This is a genomic window from Verrucosispora sioxanthis, assembly GCF_010560025.1.
GTDB lineage: Bacteria > Actinomycetota > Actinomycetes > Mycobacteriales > Micromonosporaceae > Micromonospora > Micromonospora palythoicola.
In genome coordinates, this window is record NZ_SAIY01000006.1 from 26,931 (window position 1) to 46,040 (window position 19,110).

Here is a 19,110-nt window from a genome sequence, read left to right on the forward strand (position 1 = left end):
GTGGCCGCCGCCCGGCGACGGACGTCGCCGAGCGGTGCACGATCAGGAACCGGTGGGCGCTACCACGCGGGACGTTGCAGCAGGCTGACGAACTCGACGAGCAGCCGTTCACGCAGCGCCGGTGGGGCGGCGTCGAGCAACGTGTTGACCAGGGCCATCCGCTCCGGCAGCCCACCACCCGGGCCCAGCCCGAGTCCGGCGGCGAGCCCGGCGACCACATCGCCGGTGAGCCCCTCCGGCGCCAGCGTGCCAGCCAGGGCCCGCAGCTCCGGCGGCAACGCGACCGGGCCCGCCGCGCGGGCGGCGGCGACCGCGTCGGCCAAATCGGGACCGAACTCCGCCGCCCGGGGTGCCACCGCGGCGGTCACCGTGAGGTGCACGCTTGGCGGCAGGCCGGCGTACGACAGCTGGGGCTGGGTGTGCCAGCCCCGCGCGGCCAACTCGTCGACCAGCACGAACAGGTCCGGCCCGGTTTCGGTGGCGGTGAAGCAGACCACCGTCGACTCCGGCTCGGCGACCAGCCGCAGCCCGTCGGCGCCGCGTACCGCCTCGGTCAGGGTGCACACCGCCGCCCAGGTGCGCCGGGTCAGTTCCAGGTAGCCGTCGTCACCGAGATGCCGCACGGTGGCGTACGCGGCGGCGATCGGCCCACCGGAGCGGGTGGAGGAGATCACTGGGTTGATCATGGTGTACCCGGGCCAGTCGGCGTAGGCGAAGTACTGCGGGGCACGCAGTTGCGGATCGCGGTGCAGCAGCACCGACACGCCCTTCGGCGCGTACGCGTACTTGTGCAGGTCCACCGAGATCGAGGTGACGCCGGGCACGCCCAGGTCGAACGGGGGCACCGGCAGGCCGAGGCGCCGCAGGTACGGCAGCGTCCAGCCACCGAAGCAGGCGTCCACATGGCAACGGACCCCGGCGGCGGCGGCCACCTCGGCGATCTGTTCGACCGGGTCCACGACGCCGTGCGCGTACGAGGGGGCGGAGCAGGCCACCAGCACCGTCTCCGGCCGGAGGGCGGCGGCCACGCCGGCGACGGCCGGGCGCAGGGTGCTCGGGTCGACCGGCACGGTGTCGAGTTCCACCCGCAGGTAGTGAGCCGCCTTGGCGAAGGCGGCATGGGCACTGGCCGGTACCACGATCCGGGGTGCCGCGATGTCCGGCCGGGCGTCCCGGGCGGTCTTGACGGCCAGGATGAGCGACTCGGTGCCGCCGCTGGTGACGCTGCCGACGACGTCCGGTGCGCTCGTGCCCGGCCCGCCGCCGAGCAGCCGCGCCGCCGCCGCGACAAGCGTGTTCTCCATGGCCAGCAGGGACGGGAAGGCGGTCGGGTCGAGCCCGTTGACGTGTGCGCTCTCGGCGTACGCGGCGGTGGCGAGCGCGTCCAGCCCGGGCACCGCGGGGTCGTACACGTACGCGAACAGCCGCCCCCCGTGCGTCGGTCGATCCAACGCCCGCAGCTCGCGGATCTCCGCCAGCACCTGCTCCGCCGGCATCCCGTCCGGCCGGTTCTCGTCGATCATTGAGTTGTGGCGCCCTTTCCGTGGTTTTCAGCGGCTTCTGTTCCTGCCACGACTGCATGATCGGCGGTGGTCGGGGGTGGGGTGGGGGAGGTGAGGCGGGCGGGGGTCAGGTCGTAGGGGCGCAGCAGGAGGATGGCCAGGCCGATCAGGAGGGCGGGGAGGATCGTGAAGCCGAGCAGGACGCCGAGGCGGGCGGTGTCGGACTGGGTGGCGGAGGTGCCGGTGGTGGAGGAGACGTAGCCGGTCAGGGCGAGCACCAGCCCGTAGATGCCGGGGCCGAGGGCCAGACCGAAGGTCTCACCGGCCGTCCACACGCCGGTGAAGACCCCGGCCTGCCGGCGGCCGGTGCGCGCGGTGTCGTACGCGATGCAGTCCGGGAGCATGGCCAGCGCGAACACCTGTTGTCCGGCGTACCCGACGCCGAGGAACGCGACCAGCAGGTAGACCACGGCGGCCGGCAGCACCGGCGCGGCGACCAACGCCAGTCCGCCGGCGGCCAGGATCAGCGACGCCGCCACCAGGGCGGCGAGCTTGCCCACCCGCGCACCCACCCGGGACCAGAGCGGCATCACCACGAGCGCCGGGCCGACGAAGCAGACGAAGAGCACCGTCGGGCCGGTCGTCGGATCTGCCAGCACGTGGTCGGCGAAGTACTGGACCCCGGCGAGGATGGTGGCCACCCCGGCGGACTGCACCACGAAGCAGAGCAGCAACGCCCGGAAGGGCCGGTTGCGGGCGGCGACGGTGAGTTGGGCGCGCAGGCTCGGCTCGCTCTCGCCGACCGTGCCCTGCGGGGCGGACCGGGTGCCGAGGAAGGCGCCGACGGCGCCGAGCGCGATGAGGGCGGCCACGAAGACGCCCATCCACCGGTGCCCGGGAACGCCTCCGCCGGCCGCGTCGCGCACCAGCGGTGCCACCGCACCGGCGACCAGGATGGCCAGCGCCAGCACCGCGATCCGCCAGGTCATCATCCGGGTACGTTCGGTGTAGTCACTCGTCAGCTCGGCCGGCATCGCCACGTACGGCACCTGGAAGAAGGCGAACGCGGTAGCCGTGGCCAGGAACGCGACGGCGACGTACGCCCCGGAGGCGGGACCGGCTCCGAACGGCGCGGCGAAGATGGCCCCGAAGAGGACGGCAAGTGCCAGCCCACCGAAGAGCAGGTACGGACGACGTGCACCCCAGCGCGATCGGGTGCGGTCGGAGATCCGCCCGGCGACCGGGTTGACCAGCACGTCCCACGCCTTCGGCAGCAGCACCAGCAGGGCGGCCACCCCGGCGGCCACCCCGAGCGTGTCGGTGAGGTAGGGCAGCAGCAGCAGACCCGGCACGGTGCCGAAGGCCCCGGTCGCCAGCGAGCCGAGCGCGTAGCCGGCGTGCACGCCCCTGGGCAGCGTGCCCAGCACGGTCGAGGTCGCGCCCGGCAGAACCGAGGCGGAGGTCGTAGACGCCAGGCCGGAGGCGGGCGTGGGGCCGGAGCCACCCGGCAGTGCGGTCATGAGGCCGAATATTACTCACGTTATGGCGGGGGTCACATCCCCTGCCCGGGCCACCACCCGGCCGACCGCATGTCCACCCCGGTACCGCGCAGCGGCGTCCCCTCGGCGAGCCAACGTGCCCGCGCCTCGCGGGCCAGCCGGGGCGGCAGTCCGCCGGACGCGTTCACCACCCGGTGCCACGGGGCCCCACCACCGTGGCGGGCCATGATCGCCCCGACCAGCCGGGCCGACGCCCGCCCGGAGCGCTCGGCCAACGCGTCGGCCACCGCCCCGTACGACATCACCCGGCCGGGCGGGATCCGGTCGACCAGCTCCAGCACCGCCTCGACGTACTCGTCAGGTGTCACAAGCGGCCAGACTATGGGAACGGCGGCGGGACGTGCCGCGACGACAGCGCAGAATGGGCGGGTGCGCGACGCAGTCACGGCGGCCCGGCGGGTCGTTGTCAAGATCGGGTCCTCCTCGTTGACCACCGCCACCGGCGGCCTGGACGACGGGCGGGTGGACGCGCTTGTCGACGCCCTCGGTCTACGGGCCGCCGACGGCCGCGAGGTGGTGCTGGTCTCCTCCGGCGCGATCGCCGCCGGCCTCGCCCCACTCGGGCTGCCCCGGCGACCGCGCGACCTGGCCACCCAGCAGGCCGCCGCCAGCGTCGGCCAGGGCCTGCTGATCGGGCGGTACGCGGCCGCCTTCGCCCGGCACGGCCGCACCGTGGGCCAGGTGCTGCTCACCGTCGACGACGTGACCCGGCGGGCCCACTACCGCAACGCGTACCGCACCCTGCGCAAGCTGCTCGACCTGCGGGCGGTGCCGATCGTCAACGAGAACGACACGGTCGCCACCGAGGAGATCCGGTTCGGCGACAACGACCGGCTGGCCGCGCTGGTGGCCGCGCTCGTCGACGCCGACCTGCTGGTGCTCCTCTCCGATGTCGACGCGCTCTGGACCGGCGACCCGGCGCGCCCCGGCTCCCGTCGCATCGCCGAGGTACGCGACGAGGCGGATCTCGTCGGTGTCGAGATCGGCGGCAGCGGGCGGGCGGGGGTCGGCACCGGTGGCATGGTGACCAAGGTCGAGGCGGCCCGGATCGCCACCGGTTTCGGCATCCCGGTGGTGCTCACCTCCGCCACCCAGGCGCTCGCCGCGCTGGCCGGTGAGCCGGTCGGCACCTTCTTCCACCCCAGCCTCCGGCGACCCGCCGCCCGGCTGTTCTGGCTCGCCCACGCCACCGCGCCCCGGGGGCGACTGCACCTCGACCCGGGCGCGGTGGCCGCCGTGGTGGGCCGACGCAAGTCGCTGCTGCCCGCCGGGATAACCGCCGTGGACGGTGCCTTCACCGCCGGCGACCCGGTCGACCTCGTCGACACCTCCGGCGCACCGGTGGCCCGAGGACTTGTCAACTACGACGCGATCGAGCTGCCCGGCCTGCTCGGGCGGTCGACCGCCGACCTCGCCGCGGCACTCGGCCCGGCGTACGAACGGGAGGTCGTCCACCGCGACGACCTGGTGCTGCTGTGAATCGCCCGACCAGGGCCGACACCTGAGGAGTGGAAGATGAGCGTGAGCGAGCAGGCCCGCCGGGCGCGAGCGGCTGCGGAGACGCTTGCCGTGGCCACGCGTACCGCCAAGGACGCCGCGCTGCACGCGATGGCCGACGCGCTGGTGGCGGGTACGCCGGAGATCCTGGCCGCGAACGCCGCGGACCTGGCGGCCGGGCGCGACGCCGGGCTGAGCGCGGCCGTGCTGGACCGGCTCGCCCTCGACGAGGGGCGGGTGGCCGGCATCGCCGACGCGCTGCGCCAGATGGCCGCGCTGCCCGACCCGGTGGGCGAGATGGTCCGCGGTTCGACCCTGCCCAACGGGCTGGAGCTGCGGCAGATCCGGGTGCCGTTCGGCGTGGTCGGCATCATCTACGAGGGGCGACCCAACGTGACAGTGGACGCTGCCGGCATCTGTCTCAAGGCCGGCAACGCGGCGCTGCTGCGCGGTTCCTCCTCGGCCGCGCACTCGAACGCGGCCCTGGTCACGGTGCTGCGTGACGCGATCGACCAGGCCGGCCTCCCCGCCGACCTGGTGCAACTGGTCGACGCCAGCAGCCGCGACTCGGTCAAGGAGCTGATGCGGGCCCGAGGGCTCGTCGACGTGCTGATCCCGCGTGGCGGAGCATCGCTGATCCGCACCGTGGTCGAGGAGTCGACCGTGCCGGTGATCGAGACCGGGGTGGGCAACTGCCATGTCTACGTGGACGCCGCCGCCGACCTGTCGATGGCGGTGTCGATCGCGCTCAACGCCAAGACGCAGCGGCTGTCCACCTGTAACACCGCCGAGTCGCTACTCGTGCACGCCGACATCGCCGACGCCTTCCTGCCCGCGATGCTTGCCGCGTTCGCCGAAGCCGGGGTGACGGTGCACGGCGACGCCCGGGTCGCGGCCCACTCCGACGCGGTGGTGGCGGCCACCGACGAGGATTTCGGCACCGAGTACCTCAGCGCGGACATCTCCGCCGCCGTCGTCGACTCACTGGACGCGGCGGTCGCGCACATCCGGCGCTACGGCAGCGGCCACACCGAGGCGATCGTGACCGACTCGCAGTCGGCCGCCCGGGAGTTCGTGGCCCGGGTCGACGCGGCCGCCGTGATGGTGAACGCCTCGACGCGCTTCACCGACGGCGGCGAGTTCGGCTTCGGCGCGGAGATCGGCATCTCCACCCAGAAGCTGCACGCCCGCGGCCCCATGGGCCTCCCCGAACTGACCAGCACCAAGTACGTGGTCACCGGCACCGGCCACCTCCGCCCCTGACCCCCTCCACCTCAACACGGGAGGGGTGCGCGGAGGCCGGGGTCAGCGGAAGGCGCGGATGACGGCGAGGGTGGCGTGTACGTCGAACTGGTGGCCGTCGTCGCTGCTCCAGCCGCCGTCGCTGCGCTGCGTCTCGGTGAGGCGGCGTCGGGCGGCGACAAGCGTCCACTCCTGATGGTCGACGCCCACCCGGCGCAGCGTCACGGCGAGCCAGGCGGCGTCGGCCGCCGACGCCTGCGGTAACCGCTCCGCCAGGACCGCCTTGATCTGCGCCGACTCGTAGAACATCTGCTGCCGGTGCAGGACGGCCGCGCTGAGCCAACCGGCGGCCAGGAAGGACGGCCAACTGCCGTCCGGGCGCAGGTGAGCGGCGAGCGCCTGGCTGGCGGCGTGCACCACACCGGCGTACGCCCCGCCGACCCGGTGGTCCAACGGCCCGGCGGCCCGCGCGTCCAGGCCCGCCACCGTCAGCCAGAACGCGGCGTTGGCGGTCAGGTACAGGCGCGCCTCCGGGTCCCCCGGACGGGCCCACTCGGGCGCGGAGTCCGCGAGGGCCCGGTCCTCCTCCCAGCAACCGTCGGGTTGCTGGCCGGCGGCGAGCCAGTCCAGCGCCCGACGTGCGCTCGGCCGGCCGAGCGCGCCGAGATCGTCCAGTTCCGCCAGCCGGAAGCAGGTCGCGTCCACCGACGCGACCTCGTCGCCCCAGGACGCCGGCCAGCCGCCGCCGAGTGTCTGCCCGACCTCGGCGCTGTCGAGCACTTCCGGCGATGGCTGCGTGCCGGTACGCAACCAGGACAGGCGGGCACGCTCCACCGCGTCCCCGTGAGCCACCACGAACCCGATCGCGGCGTCGATGTCGACCACGGCGGCCACGCTACCGGCGCAAACATGATCTCGCCTCAGGAGGACGGATAGGTGAGATCCGACCGACGGCAGGGTGGCGGCGAAGGGCCCCGCCCCCATGGAAATGGCGACGGGGCCCTCGGCGGTGGGATCAGTAGGCGGGCAGCGAGGGATCGATCTGCTTGATCCAGGAGAGCACGCCGCCCTGCACGTGCACCGCGTCGCGGAAACCGGCCGCCTTCAACGCGGCCAACGCCTCGGCGGAGCGAACGCCGGACTTGCAGTGCAGCACGATCTGCCGGTCCTGCGGAAGCTTGGACAGCGCCTCACCGGAGAGGATCTCGCCCTTGGGGATCAGCGTGGCCCCCGGGATGCGGACGATCTCGTACTCGGCCGGCTCCCGGACGTCGACGAGGAAGATGTCCTTGCCGGCGTCCTGCCACTCCTTCAGCTCGGACGCGGTGATGGTCGCGTCGACCACCGCCTCCTGGGCCTCCTCCGACACCGCACCGCAGAAGTCCTCGTAGTCCTCCATCAGGTCGGTGAGTGTCGGGTTCTCCCCGCAGAGCACGCAGTTCGGGTCCTTCCGGACCTTGATCTTGCGGTAGCTCATCTCCAGGGCGTCGTAGACCATCAACCGGCCGACAAGCGGCTCGCCGATGCCGGCGAGCAGCTTGATCGCCTCGTTGACCTGGATCGAGCCGATCGAGGCGCAGAGCACACCGAGCACGCCGCCCTCGGCGCAGGAGGGCACCATGCCCGGCGGCGGGGGCTCCGGGTAGAGGCACCGGTAGCAGGGACCGTGCTCGGCCCAGAACACCGACGCCTGGCCGTCGAAGCGGTAGATCGACCCCCAGACGTACGGCTTGCCGAGCAGCACCGCCGCGTCGTTGACCATGTAGCGGGTGGCGAAGTTGTCGGTGCCGTCGACGATCAGGTCGTACTGGGCGAAGATGTCGCGGACGTTGTCCCGGTCCAGCGCGGTGTTGTGGATCTCGACATTCACCAGCGGGTTGATCTCCCGGATGCTCGCCGCGGCCGACTCGGCCTTCGAGCGTCCGACGTCGGAGACCCCGTGGATGATCTGGCGCTGGAGGTTGGACTCGTCGACGGTGTCGAAGTCGATGATGCCCAACGTGCCGACACCGGCGGCGGCCAGGTACATCAGGGCGGGCGAACCGAGGCCACCCGCGCCGACACAGAGCACCCGGGCGTTCTTCAGCCGCTTCTGCCCGGTGACCCCGACGTCGGGGATGATCAGGTGGCGCGAGTAGCGGCGGATCTCGTCAACGGTCAGCTCGGCGGCGGGTTCGACGAGCGGGGGCAGCGACACGGTGGACTCCCCGGGATCGATGTGGCGGACAACCGGGCCATTGTCGCTCGCCGACGTGCCCATCGACCATGAGCAGCGACACGTCGCCCGCTATGCGGGAGCGGGAATACCGGCGTGCCGGCGACCGTCGAGAAGCGGCCAGGCGTTCGGCAGGCAGCCATCCAGGCCGTACGTCTGCTGCTGCATGACCGGCGCCGGGTCTCCGGGCGCCGGGCACGCCTCGTGTCCCTCCCCGAATTCGTGCCCGACCTCATGGTTGATCACGTAGGCCCGGTAGACCTCGAGCGGGGCGCCGTAGTCCGGCACCGCCTCCAGCCAGCGGGCCAGATTGATGATGACCTGCCCGGGCAGCCGGCAGGAGGTGTAGCCCTCGGTACTCAGTCCCCCCTCGGCGCACATCGCCTCGGAGGTTCGCGGGGTGGCCAGGTAGATGGTGAAGTCGGCCGCATCCGCCTCGGCGATCCGCTGCACGCGCAGCTCCCCGGTGCCGATCCAGCTACGCCTGTCGGCCAGCACCCCGTCGACCACGGCGGCGAAGGCGACCGGATCCTGGCCGGTGCCCTGCTCGACGGCGACCCGGTAGCGGGCCACCGGACCGCCCTCGCCGTGCACCGGCGACTGGTCACCGGCCACCGTGAAGCTGCCGTCACCCACCCACGGATACCTGCTCGGCCGGGCCTGCTCGTCGCCACCCGCCCCGGCGGCGACCCGGTTGCCGAAGCCCTGCTCCGGCGCGGCCACCCGCTGACCGGTTCGGACCAGCAGCACCGCCGCGGTGGCGGCCAGCACCAGCACCATGCCCAGGGTCACGACCACCCGGTGCGGCACCACCGGTCGGCGAGGCCGATTCTCCGGCTCCGACGGTCGAGCCGAGTGGTCGCAATCGCGCCAAAGGGGCGAAGAGGGCATGACGCCATCGTCGCATCCCTTTCCCGCACATCACCGCGATTTGATCGTCCGGCCGCCGCTCAGAGTGGCGGGCCCTGGTACCGCCGACCGTCCAGGTACGGCCACGGGTTCGCGACGCACCCCTTGAGGAAGAGCGTCTGCTGCATCATCACCGGAGCCGGCTCGCCGCGCCCCGGGCAGCGCTCGTGCCGGTTGCCCAGCTCGTGCCCGACCTCGTGGTTGACCACGTACGTCCGGTAGAGCGACAGCGGCACGTCGGCCTCGACGAAGTGCGGTACCGACAGCCGCCACCGGTCCAGGTTGATGATCACTCTTCCCGGCGCCCGGCAGGAGGTGTACGGCCGGCCACCGACCCGGATGTCCACCCCTCCGGCGGCGCACATCCGACCCGCCGTCCCGGCCGTGGCCAGGTAGACGGTGAAGTCGTGACGAGCGGAACGCTCGACCTGCCGCAGCCGCAGTCGACCACTGTCCACCCAACTGCCCGGGCCGGCCAGCGCCGTCCGCACCGCCAGGGCGAACTCGCCCGCGTCCACGCCGGCGCCGGACTCCACCGCCACCCGGTAGCGCCGGAGGTCACCGGCCGAACCCAGCACCGGGCCGGCCCGGTCGTCGTAGCCGAACCGCCCCGGACCCGTCGACGGTCTCGAACCGGGCTCCCGCAGGACCGGTGGCGCGGGCGACGGGGATACCGCCACCGGCGACGGTGTCCGCACGGGTGCCGGGGACGACGGGGCCACGACCGGCCCGGAGACCACCGGTGCGACCTCGTCGGCTGCCCCCGAGCCCACGCCGGTGCCGCCGGCCACCATCGCCACCGCGGCACCGACGGCGGCCACCAGCATCGCTACCCGGACCAGCGCACCCGCTCCGAGCCCTCGCCGCACCCCGTGCGCGGCGGCAGCGACCGGAGCCGCCGCTCGGTCACGGTGCGAAAACGGTCGCCGGACGGCGTGACGGCCAGCGGGACGAGCCGACCGTCGACGGCTACCAGGGCTGGGCACCCGGTCATCCTGCCAGGTCTGCCCGGCGGGCGGGTTCCCCCGCCTCGGCGAGCAGGCCCAGCACCGCCCGGGCAACCAGGCGCGGCACCTCCAGTTGGGCCACATGCCCGACACCATTGATCATGAGTAGTCGACTGTCCGGGATCACCCGCGCGGCCTGCGGGGCCACCCGTACGTCGACCAGCCGGTCCTGCCGTCCCCCGATGACCAGCGAGGGTGCGCGCACCGTACCGGCCATCCGCCACAGCGAGCCCGACCCGGGCAGGTACGACCGCACGAAGCTGGAGACCAGGCCACGGAAGGTGCGCACGTACGCCGCCGCGTAGTGCTCCGCCTCGTAGCGCACCCGGATCTCCGCCAGCGCCTCGCTCCGACGCTGGTCGCTGATCCGGCTGAGATCGGCCACGCAGGCCTCCATCACCTGCTGGGCCATCACCTCCGGCGCGAGCTGGGCCAGCCGCCAGGCGGCCACCCGTTCGCCCCGGGGGATCGCCAGCAGCGGCAGCATCCGTCCCTGCAACGACCGGCGGAAGTCGAGAAACGGCAGGGCCGGCGACACCAGGGTCAGCGTCCGGACCAGATCCGGCCGGAGGGCCGCCACCCGTACCGAGATCGCACCGCCGAGCGAGTTGCCGAACAGGTGCACCGGCCCGCGGTCGGAGTACTCGATCCAGCGGATCACCCGGTCCGCGAAGACCGGCACGGTGTAGCGCCGGCCCGGCTCGCTGCGACCGAAGCCGGGCAGGTCGATCGCCTGACCGTCCAGCCGATCGGCGAGCAGGCCGGCCAGGTCGGTCCAGTTCTGCGACGAGCCGCCCAGACCGTGCACGTACAACGCCGGTTCGGCGTTCGGGGCGGTGGCCGGCGTCTCCCGGACGTAGGTGACAGCTCCGTCCAGTCGCACCTCCCGCCCCGGCCAGGGTGGCGGAACCGAGTGAGCGGGCAACAGCCGTTCGGGCCAGAGGGTGGCAGGCTTCACCGTTCCAGTTTGCCTGGAACGGCTCACGCCAGCAGCGCCTCCAGTCGACGGTTGACCGCGGCCAGGGTCGCCCGCACCACCGCCTGCCGGGGATCGCCGGCCACCAGGGCGGACCCGGCCAACTGCTCGACCCACCCGTCGCAGACCAGCAGCACCACCACGGTGGCCACCTCGCAGTTGCCGAACGGCACCACCGCGGCGTGCTCCACGAAACACCGGCCACGTTCCGCCGTGGGACCGGCGGCGTAGAGCAGCTCGTCGATCGCCGCCGCCGCCGCGACCCCGCACAACCGCAGCACGAAGCCGTCCACGGCGGGCCCGGTGGCGTACCCCGAGGCGTTCCGGTCGCCCGCGACCAGCCGGACCTCGACATTGGCGTCGAGCCCGAACGTGCTCACCTGGACGTGGTCGAGCACCACCCGGGGGCCCGGCGCCCCACCGGTGTCCAGCGGTCGCGACGGCGCGGACTCGGTCGTGGTGAGTTGCCCGCCGGAGTAGGACGCACCGAGGGTCGCCGGGCTGCCGGACGCACCCGGCTCGTCGACGACCGCCCGACCCCGGTTCGGTGCCGGTGACTGCCGGCGCCGCCGGGTGGTTTCCGGCACCGTCTCCGGCCGGCTCGGCGGAGTCTCCGTCCGGGTGCCGCCGGGTCTGGCGGACGGCGCCGCGGCTCCGCGGACGGGCGGTCTCACCCGCCTCGCCCGGCTCTCCGTGGCGCGCCGACGCACCGGCACGGCGGGGACTCCGGGTAGGCCGCGAGGTGCCGCAGCCAGTCCCATCCGCTCCTGCAACAACCGGGCGACATGTCGGCTCACCTCGGCCGGGTCGGCACCGTCAGCGAGGTCGAGGCGGAGGCTGTGCGCTCCGGCGGGGGTACGCCGCAGGGCGGCGTCGCGTACGCCCTCGACGCCGCGAACGGCGGCGAGGATCGCGTTGACGTCGAAGCCCTCCGGCCGGTCCCGCAGCGGGGCCGGCTCGTCGTCACGGCGAAGATGAGTGGCGATCCGGGCTAGTTCCGGGGTTTCGGCGGGTGGCTCCACAGCTGGCGGCTCCGGCACGACGGGCACGTCCGGTTCGGCGGGGACGCGCTGCGGCAACACCGCCGTGGTGCTGTCCCGCGAACGGTCGCCGGCCGGCTCGGTCGGCGGGACCGGATCGGGCGCGGACCGGCGTGCCGTATAGGGGCTGCGCTCGTCGGGACGGGCGCAGAGGGTGCGTTCGCGGCGATCGGACGCACCCGGATTCTCGCCGGGCGGGGCTGTCCCGGTGGTGGTTGGATCCGGCGGCGCGGGAGACCGGGGCGGGCGCGGGTGCCGGCTCGTCCGGAACCGGCCGCAGCCGGAACGGTCGGTACCCCGGAGGATCGCCGGCCGACCGGGCCTCGGCGACCGGCGGCGTCGGGCCGGGCTCGGCTGTCTCCCGCCGGCTCGGACCGGTCGGCTGCGGTACGCCGGAGGTGGGGGCCAGCGGCCGGGCCGCGGCCGGTGGGGCGCTCGTCGGATCGGCGGCGCCGGACGGCGTACCGGCCGGCGGGGAACTGGCCGGGCGCAGCGCCCACGGCAGCCGCTCGTCGGCCGGCGGGCCGCCGGACCGGTTGCCCCACGGCGGCGCATCCTCGTTCCGGGTACCCCAGGGCGGGCCCTCGTTGGCCGGCGCACCGCTGACCGGCGGCAACGCCCATGACGGACGCTCCGCCGCCGGCGGCACCTGGCGACCGCGCCCACGACGGACGTTGGGGGCCGACGGTGCGCTGGTCGGATCGTCGCTGGCGGAGGGCAGCGCCCAGGACGGACGCTCAGCGGCCGGCGGCAGGTCGGCTGAGCGCGCCCAGGTGGGACGCGGCGAGTCCGGAGGGCCGCTGGTCGGATCGACGGCCGCCGGCTGGTCCGCCGGGTCGGGCCCGATGGGCGGCTGCCCTTCCGGATCGGGCTCGGCGTCGCGACGGGGTTCGTACGGCCGGGGCCGTTCCGCGCGAACCGGCTCGTACGGTCGCGTCGCCTCGGCGCGGAGCGGCTCGTACGGGCGGCTGGGCTCGCTGGCCCAGTTCCGGGCCGACGCCTCACGGGACCGACGGTCGGTGGGGGCGTCCTCGTCCCGCGCCCACGGTGGCGCCCAGTCGCGGACCGGGTCGGGCTGGGCCCAGGTGGGCCGGTCCGGCCCACCGACGGGCGGTTTGGCAGGCGACCAGCCGGCCGGCTGGTCGGTGCCGCCCGACGCGGCCGGCCAGCGGCCGGGCTGGTCGGTGCCGTCGACCGCAGGGCGGTCAGCCGGCCCGGCCGGCGGATCGGCGGCGGGCGCGGTCGGCCAGGGCTCACCGGCCGGCTCCGGCCGAAGAGCGTCGTCCCAGCCGTGCTGCCAGCCGTCGGCGGACCGTTCGGCGGAGGGTGCGTGCAGGCCGGGTGGCATCTCGAAGCCGGAGGGGGCGGTGCCGACCGGCGGCACCTGCACGGCCGGGGGCGACGAGGTCGGCCGACCGGTTCCGGCGGTGCCTGGCTGTTCGCCGGAGGGCACCGGACGAGGCGCCGGCACGACGAGGCGGTCCTTGCCCGCATCCTGGGCCGGCCCGCGCAGGCCGGGTGGCGCGCTGACCGGGACGTGCCGGCCACCGGTCGACTGGTCGGCGACGGGCGCGCCGTTCGGCTGGTGGCCGTTGACGTGGTTGCCGTTGACCCGGACGGGCCGCTCGGGCTCCGCCTGCTCACCGACGGGAGCGGGCAGGTCGGCGTGGCGTGACGAGGCGGTGGCCCAACCGGACGGAGACTCCGACCGCGAACCGGTCACGTCGGAGCCAGGCACGACCTCGGGGCCCCACGACCAGTCGACCGGGGACGCCGACCACCCGTTGCCGGAACGGGCCAGGTCATCGCGCTGACCCGTCCCGTCGCCGTGCTCTCCCGGGGTGGCGGCACCGGGTTGCCCTGTTTCACTCACCGCGCGCTCCTTGGTCGCCCCCGCTGAGGCTACCGTGTGGCGACAGTGGCGATAAGTTACAGCGGCGGGCCAATTCCGCGAAGGGCCGAGTGGCCCCGACCGGTTCGGGTGATATGCCGGCCCGTACGACAACCTCGGAGGTTCCCATGACCGCTGTGGGGAACGGCGCCCAGACCGCCGGCCGACCCACGCGCCTGCCCCGTTCGGCGCGCCGCAAGCAGCTACTTGCCGCTGCTCAGGAGGTGTTCGTCGCGCAGGGCTACCACGCTGCGGCCATGGACGACATCGCCGAGCGGGCCGGGGTCTCCAAGCCGGTGCTGTACCAGCACTTCCCCGGCAAGATGGAGCTCTATCTGGCGCTGCTCGACACGCACTGTGACGCGATCGTCGCCAAGGTGCACGACGCCATGGCGAGCACCACCGACAACAAGGAGCGGGTCAGCGCGTCGGTGCGGGCGTACTTCGACTTCGTCGATCACGAGAGCGAGGCCTTCCGCCTGGTCTTCGAGTCGGATCTGCGCAACGAGCCGGCCGTGCGGCAGCGCGTGGAGCGGGTCGAGCAGGGCTGCATCGCGGCGATCACCGACACGATCATCTCCGACACAGGGGTCAGCCGGGCGCACGCCGAGCTGCTCGCCTCGGGCCTGGTGGGCGCGGCCGAGACCGCCGCACAGTTCTGGCTGGCCGGTGGGCGGCAGGTGCCCAAGGCCGAGGCCGAGGCGTTGGTGGCGGCGCTGTCCTGGCGGGGCATCGCCAGCTTTCCGCTGCAAGGTGAGTCAGCCTGACCTTCGACCTTGTGATCGGATAGCCTTCGCAGGGCGGCCATTTCGCCCGATGGAGGAGGCACAGTGGAGGTCAAGATCGGCGTGCAGTACGCGCCGCGCGAGCTGGTCCTGGAGAGCGCACAGTCGCCGGCCGAGATCGAGCGGATCGTGACCGACGCCGTCGCCAGGGGCGAGGGCACCCTCTCCCTGACCGACGAGAAGGGGCGGCGGATCATCGTGCCGGTGGGCAAGGTCGCCTACGTCGAGATCGCCGAGGCGTCCCCCCGAGCGGTCGGTTTCACCGTCCGCTGACGTTCCGACGGACCGGCGACAGGATCAGTGGGCGGGGTTTAACGCCGCACTCCTGTTGCCGGTCTCAGTTGTTGAGCCCGACGGCGACCATCCGCGCCGTGTGCGCGGCGGTCAGCCGCCGGAACAGTTCCGCCACGTCGACCTGACCACCCGCGACGATCAGCGTGGTGAGGGCCCGGTGGTCGGCGGCGGCGACCCGTCCCGCCTGGGATAGCGCCTCGCCCACCAGGCGTCGGGCCCACATCGACAGTCGGCCCGCCACGGTCGGATCGGTCTCGATGGCGAGCCGGATCTCGGCGGCCGCGAACTCCGCGTACCGCGACTCGTGCAGCACGTCGAGGACCAGTTGACGTTCGGGTTCGCCGAGGGCGGCGGCGATCTCCCGAAGGAAGTCGTCGGTGATGGCGTCACCGACGTACGCCTTGGTGACCGCCTCGGCCCAGTCGCGGGGCTCGGTCGAGTCGTGGTACGCCTGCAACGGTGTGACGTACGCCGCCATCGCGTCGTCCGGCGGCACGCCCAGCGCGGCGAGCCGGTCGGCCAGCCGCCGGTAGTTGGTGATCTCGGCAGCGGCCATCTCACTCAGCGCGGCCCGGCGACGCAGGTCGGGGGCGAGCCGGGCATCGGCGGCCATCCGGTCGAAGGCGAGCAGTTCGCCGAGGGCCACCAGACCGAGCAGGTCGGTGACGGCGTCGCCGGGCGGGACCGTGGTGGCGTCACCGGGCGCGGCCGGAACGCCGTGGCCGGGCGGAGTGGGGGTGGACACGTGCGCAGGCTACCGTCCGCCGGCGGCGCGGCAGACCCGCGCCAAATCGCCGACCATCGCCCACAGTTTGTGATACAGGTCACTTACAAACCTTTGCGTCGTTGCCCGCCCCCATGGAATCGGGACGCTGTTTAACCCGTTCAGGTAGCATGGAGGAGTTGCCGTAGGTGCCGATCCGGCCGGAGTCAACTCCGATCCGGTCGAAGTCCGACCCACGGCGCGCGTGCGGCCCGGTCCGTTCGGCTCTCTGCCGCCGACCGTGTGGCCCGCGCCATACCGAACGCGCCCTGCGGACATGACGGGGCGCACCCACGAGAGGGCACCCCCAAATCCACATGAGTGAGCCGATTCAAGACATCATCGACGGCCAGGAACTGGCCCCGACCGCCCCGGTCCGACCGGAGGCACCGACCTTCGCCGAGCTCGGCGCGCGCGACGAGACCGTCGACGCGCTGGCCGCGGCCGGCATCACCCGCGCCTTCGCCATCCAGGAGTACGCGCTGCCGATCGCGCTGCGCGGAGCTGACCTGATCGGGCAGGCACCGACCGGCACCGGCAAGACGCTGGGCTTCGGCGTGCCGTTGCTGGAGCGGGTCTTCGCACCCGACGAGGGTGGCGACGGGCTGCCGCAGGCCCTGGTCGTCGTACCAACCCGCGAGCTGGGCATCCAGGTCGCCAAGGACATCGCCGCCGCCAGCCGCACCCGGGGCGTACGCGTGCTGCCGATCTACGGCGGTGTCGCGTACGAGCCGCAGATCGAGGCGTTGCGCAAGGGTGTGGAGATTCTCGTCGGCACGCCGGGCCGCCTGCTCGACCTGGCCAAGCAGAAGCACCTGCGCCTGCACGGGGTGCGCGCGCTGGTGCTCGACGAGGCCGACCGGATGCTCGACCTCGGCTTCCTGGACGACGTCGAGCGGATCCTGGCGATGCTGCCGGAGGACCGGCAGACCATGCTCTTCTCCGCGACCATGCCGGACCCGATCGTGACGCTGTCCCGACGCTTCCTGCGCCACCCGATCACGATCCACGCCGGGCACACCGCCGAGACCGGCCCCTCGCCGCAGACGGAGCAACTCGTCTACCGCACCCACTCGATGAACAAGATCGAGATCGTGGCCCGGATTCTCCAGGCGGAGAGCCGTGGACTGACCATTATCTTCACCCGGACCAAGCGGGCCGCCGACCGGGTCGCCGAGGACTTGGACTTCCGGGGCTTCGCGGTCGCGGCGGTGCACGGCGACCTCGGGCAGGGTGCCCGGGAGCGGGCCCTGCGGGCATTCCGGGCCGGAAAGATCGACACCCTGGTCGCCACCGACGTGGCGGCCCGGGGCATCGACGTCAGCGGCGTCACCCACGTGATCAACTACGACTGTCCGGAAGACCAGGACACCTACACCCACCGCATCGGCCGGACCGGTCGGGCCGGCGCGAGCGGGGTCGCGGTGACCTTCGTCGACTGGGACGACATGCCCCGCTGGCGGATCATCGACAAGACGCTCGGCCTGGACATGCCCGAGCCGCCGGAGACGTACCACACCTCGCCGCACCTCTACACCGACCTGCACATCTCCACGGAGATCACCGGCACCCTGCCCACCGCGGAACGCACCCGCGCCGGGTTGGCCGCCGAAATCGAGGAGGACCTGGGTGGTGGCCGCTCCCGGCGGGGCGAGCCGCGCGGCACCCGCCGCCGCGGTCGCGGCGACGGTGGCCGTGGTGAGGGCGGCCGTGGTGAGGGCGGCCGTGGACGCGGCGGCAGCGGCCGCCGGCAGGACGGTGCGGACACCACGCCGACCGAGGCCACCGCGAGTGACGCCGAGGAAGGCACCCGTACCCCGACGTCGCCGGCGCCGCCGGGCCGGCGAGGCGGTGGCGGGCGCCGAGACCGTCTCGACGGCCGTCGACGGCACCCCCGCCGAGGCAGCCACCGACCGCAGCGAGGACGGAGCCACCGACGCCGCCCCGCGTCCGCGCCGCCGCCGACGCCGCCGCGGTGCCGCTGCCGACAGCGGTACGCCGGCCGAAGCGACCACCGACTGACGACGTACCGCCCGAGGCGACGGAGCGCGGCCAGCGCCGCTGACCGACCCGTCGCCGCCCGGGCGGTACCTGCTGTCCGCCCCCCTTTGCTCCGCTTCACTCCACGCACCGGCTACCCGCCGGAACCTGTGCGTCGGTTGAAGCAGAGCTGGCGGATGGGCAGTGCGGGGGGTCGTGGCCGCCTGCCAGCTGACGATGCCGCCGAATCGTCCGGGAAGATGGAGCGATGCCCGAACCACTGGACTCCGCCCTGACCGAGGTCCGCTCGATGCTGCTCGGACCGGCCCTCACCCGGGCCGTGGCGGCCGGACGGCGACGCGGCCAGCGTCCCTCGATGGTCCGGGCCGAACTGCGTCCCGTCGCGCTCAAGGCCGGTCAGCGGCTGCAGATCTCCACCTCCGACGGGGACCGGCCGCACACCCGGAACCTGAGTCTCGGGCCGGAGGCCGAGGCGGCGGTGGAGGCGCTGCTGGCCGAGCCGTTCGGCAACTGGCACGTGGAAACCGCCGACGCCACCCTGCAACTGCGGGTGACCAAGTCGGGCGAGGCCCAGGTGCACCGCAGCACGGCGAGCCGGTCGGTTGCCCCGGCCGCCGCCGGGCACGACCGAAGCAAGGAGTACCTGCTCGACCCGGGCGATCCGCTCTTCGCCGAGATCGGCGGCTCGGCGGCCAAGCGACGGCAGGTGGACGCGTTCCTGCGGGCGCTGACCGCCACCCTGCCGGACGGGCTGGCCGGGCAGTTGGACCGACCACTTCGGGTGGTGGACCTGGGCTGCGGCAACGCGTACCTGACCTTCGCCGCGTACCGCTACCTGTCCGGCACTGGGGTCGACGTCGAGCTGGTGGGGGTGGACGTGCGCGACGACCAGCGCCGCCGCAACACCGAGCTGGCCGAGCGGCTGGGCTGGGCCGACCGGGTGCGGTTCGTCGCCGGCACGATCGCCGACGCGACCGTCGAGCCGTCACCCGACCTGGTGCTCGCGCTGCACGCCTGCGACACCGCCACCGACGAGGCGCTGGCCCGGGCGGTGGGCTGGCGCGCCCGCTGGGTGCTCGCCGCGCCGTGCTGCCATCACGACGTCGCGGCGCAGCTGCGTACCCGGCCGGCCCCGCCCCCGTACGACCTGCTGACCCGGCAGGGCATCCTGCGGGAGCGCTTCGCGGACGTCCTCACCGACGCGCTGCGTGCCGGGTTGCTGCGCCTGCACGGCTACCGGGCCGAGGTGGTCGAGTTCGTCGACTCCGCGCACACCCCGCGGAACCTGCTCATCCGGGCCCGCCGGACCGGCGCCGAACCGACCGCCGCCCAGCGCGCGGAGTACCGGGACCTGGTCACCCAGTGGCAGCTCAACCCCCGGCTGGAGACGCTGCTCACGCAACTGCCGCCGACGATGTGACGGAATCGC

The 19,110-nt window shown here is 73.6% G+C and carries 16 protein-coding genes and 1 pseudogene; 6 read left to right on the plus strand and 11 right to left on the minus strand.

Annotated features, from left to right (window positions below; translation table 11 throughout):
• Positions 1 to 59 precede the first annotated feature (59 nt).
• Genes ENC19_RS18605 through ENC19_RS18615 form a run of 3 tightly spaced genes read right to left on the minus strand, consistent with a single transcriptional unit; the run spans position 60 to position 3,369 of the window.
• A complete protein-coding gene (locus tag ENC19_RS18605; protein ID WP_164448423.1) occupies positions 60 to 1,523 on the minus strand; it encodes a pyridoxal phosphate-dependent decarboxylase family protein in 1,464 nt (487 codons plus the stop codon).
• Positions 1,520 to 3,022, minus strand: a complete 1,503-nt coding sequence (locus ENC19_RS18610; RefSeq protein ID WP_164448424.1) for an MFS transporter — start codon at positions 3,020 to 3,022, stop codon at positions 1,520 to 1,522. The genes ENC19_RS18605 and ENC19_RS18610 overlap by 4 nt, the downstream gene beginning before the upstream one ends.
• Before the next feature lie 32 nt (positions 3,023 to 3,054).
• Positions 3,055 to 3,369, minus strand: coding sequence for an MGMT family protein (locus ENC19_RS18615; protein WP_164448425.1), 315 nt, complete (start codon positions 3,367 to 3,369; stop codon positions 3,055 to 3,057).
• Positions 3,370 to 3,430: 61 nt separating this feature from the next.
• On the opposite strand from ENC19_RS18615, the gene proB reads away from it, so the two are divergent.
• Together proB and ENC19_RS18625 are read left to right on the plus strand one after the other, a co-directional pair.
• A complete protein-coding gene (proB, locus tag ENC19_RS18620; RefSeq protein ID WP_281602963.1) occupies positions 3,431 to 4,540 on the plus strand; it encodes a glutamate 5-kinase in 1,110 nt (369 codons plus the stop codon).
• Positions 4,541 to 4,576: 36 nt separating this feature from the next.
• Positions 4,577 to 5,821 carry a glutamate-5-semialdehyde dehydrogenase gene (locus tag ENC19_RS18625; RefSeq protein WP_164448427.1) on the plus strand — a complete coding sequence of 415 codons (1,245 nt, stop codon included), beginning with the start codon at positions 4,577 to 4,579 and terminating at the stop codon, positions 5,819 to 5,821.
• Between the two features lie 42 nt (positions 5,822 to 5,863).
• Here the strand turns inward: ENC19_RS18625 and ENC19_RS18630 are convergent, their stop codons facing one another.
• The 7 genes from ENC19_RS18630 to ENC19_RS31885 all read right to left on the minus strand — a co-directional run bounded on the left by ENC19_RS18630 (position 5,864) and on the right by ENC19_RS31885 (position 13,820).
• Positions 5,864 to 6,784: a prenyltransferase/squalene oxidase repeat-containing protein gene (locus tag ENC19_RS18630; protein WP_235944920.1), complete on the minus strand. Its 921-nt coding sequence runs from the start codon at positions 6,782 to 6,784 to the stop codon at positions 5,864 to 5,866.
• Between the two features lie 31 nt (positions 6,785 to 6,815).
• Complete coding sequence (gene moeZ / locus ENC19_RS18635) at positions 6,816 to 7,997, minus strand: adenylyltransferase/sulfurtransferase MoeZ (RefSeq protein WP_164448428.1); 1,182 nt, start codon at positions 7,995 to 7,997, stop codon at positions 6,816 to 6,818.
• 90 nt (positions 7,998 to 8,087) lie between these two features.
• Positions 8,088 to 8,813, minus strand: coding sequence for a DUF3152 domain-containing protein (locus ENC19_RS18640; protein ID WP_309246296.1), 726 nt, complete (start codon positions 8,811 to 8,813; stop codon positions 8,088 to 8,090).
• Between the two features lie 152 nt (positions 8,814 to 8,965).
• Entirely contained in the window at positions 8,966 to 9,751 is a 786-nt protein-coding gene (locus tag ENC19_RS18645; RefSeq protein ID WP_235944921.1) for a DUF3152 domain-containing protein, read from the minus strand.
• Positions 9,752 to 9,914: 163 nt separating this feature from the next.
• Positions 9,915 to 10,889, minus strand: a complete 975-nt coding sequence (locus ENC19_RS18650) for an alpha/beta fold hydrolase (protein ID WP_164448430.1) — start codon at positions 10,887 to 10,889, stop codon at positions 9,915 to 9,917.
• A 23-nt stretch (positions 10,890 to 10,912) separates the two neighbouring features.
• Complete coding sequence (locus tag ENC19_RS31880) at positions 10,913 to 11,929, minus strand: hypothetical protein (RefSeq protein ID WP_235944922.1); 1,017 nt, start codon at positions 11,927 to 11,929, stop codon at positions 10,913 to 10,915.
• A complete protein-coding gene (locus tag ENC19_RS31885; RefSeq protein ID WP_235944923.1) occupies positions 11,871 to 13,820 on the minus strand; it encodes a hypothetical protein in 1,950 nt (649 codons plus the stop codon). Before ENC19_RS31885 ends, ENC19_RS31880 begins: the two co-directional genes overlap by 59 nt.
• Before the next feature lie 146 nt (positions 13,821 to 13,966).
• Between ENC19_RS31885 and ENC19_RS18665 the strand changes: the two genes are divergently transcribed.
• Positions 13,967 to 14,605: a TetR/AcrR family transcriptional regulator gene (locus ENC19_RS18665; protein ID WP_131302398.1), complete on the plus strand. Its 639-nt coding sequence runs from the start codon at positions 13,967 to 13,969 to the stop codon at positions 14,603 to 14,605.
• A 63-nt stretch (positions 14,606 to 14,668) separates the two neighbouring features.
• Positions 14,669 to 14,896 (plus strand): DUF3107 domain-containing protein, encoded by a 228-nt coding sequence (locus ENC19_RS18670; RefSeq protein WP_099849490.1) that lies wholly within the window; start codon positions 14,669 to 14,671, stop codon positions 14,894 to 14,896.
• A gap of 64 nt (positions 14,897 to 14,960) precedes the next feature.
• Here ENC19_RS18670 and ENC19_RS18675 read toward each other — a convergent pair whose 3' ends face one another.
• The gene (locus ENC19_RS18675; RefSeq protein ID WP_164448432.1) at positions 14,961 to 15,662 is read right to left on the minus strand and encodes a ferritin-like fold-containing protein; all 702 of its coding nucleotides are present in this window, start codon (positions 15,660 to 15,662) and stop codon (positions 14,961 to 14,963) included.
• A 335-nt stretch (positions 15,663 to 15,997) separates the two neighbouring features.
• On the opposite strand from ENC19_RS18675, the pseudogene ENC19_RS18680 reads away from it, so the two are divergent.
• Both ENC19_RS18680 and ENC19_RS18685 read left to right on the plus strand, forming a co-directional pair.
• Positions 15,998 to 17,702, plus strand: a pseudogene (locus ENC19_RS18680) (DEAD/DEAH box helicase).
• A gap of 226 nt (positions 17,703 to 17,928) precedes the next feature.
• Positions 17,929 to 19,101, plus strand: coding sequence for a class I SAM-dependent methyltransferase (locus ENC19_RS18685; RefSeq protein ID WP_164448433.1), 1,173 nt, complete (start codon positions 17,929 to 17,931; stop codon positions 19,099 to 19,101).
• Positions 19,102 to 19,110 lie beyond the last annotated feature (9 nt).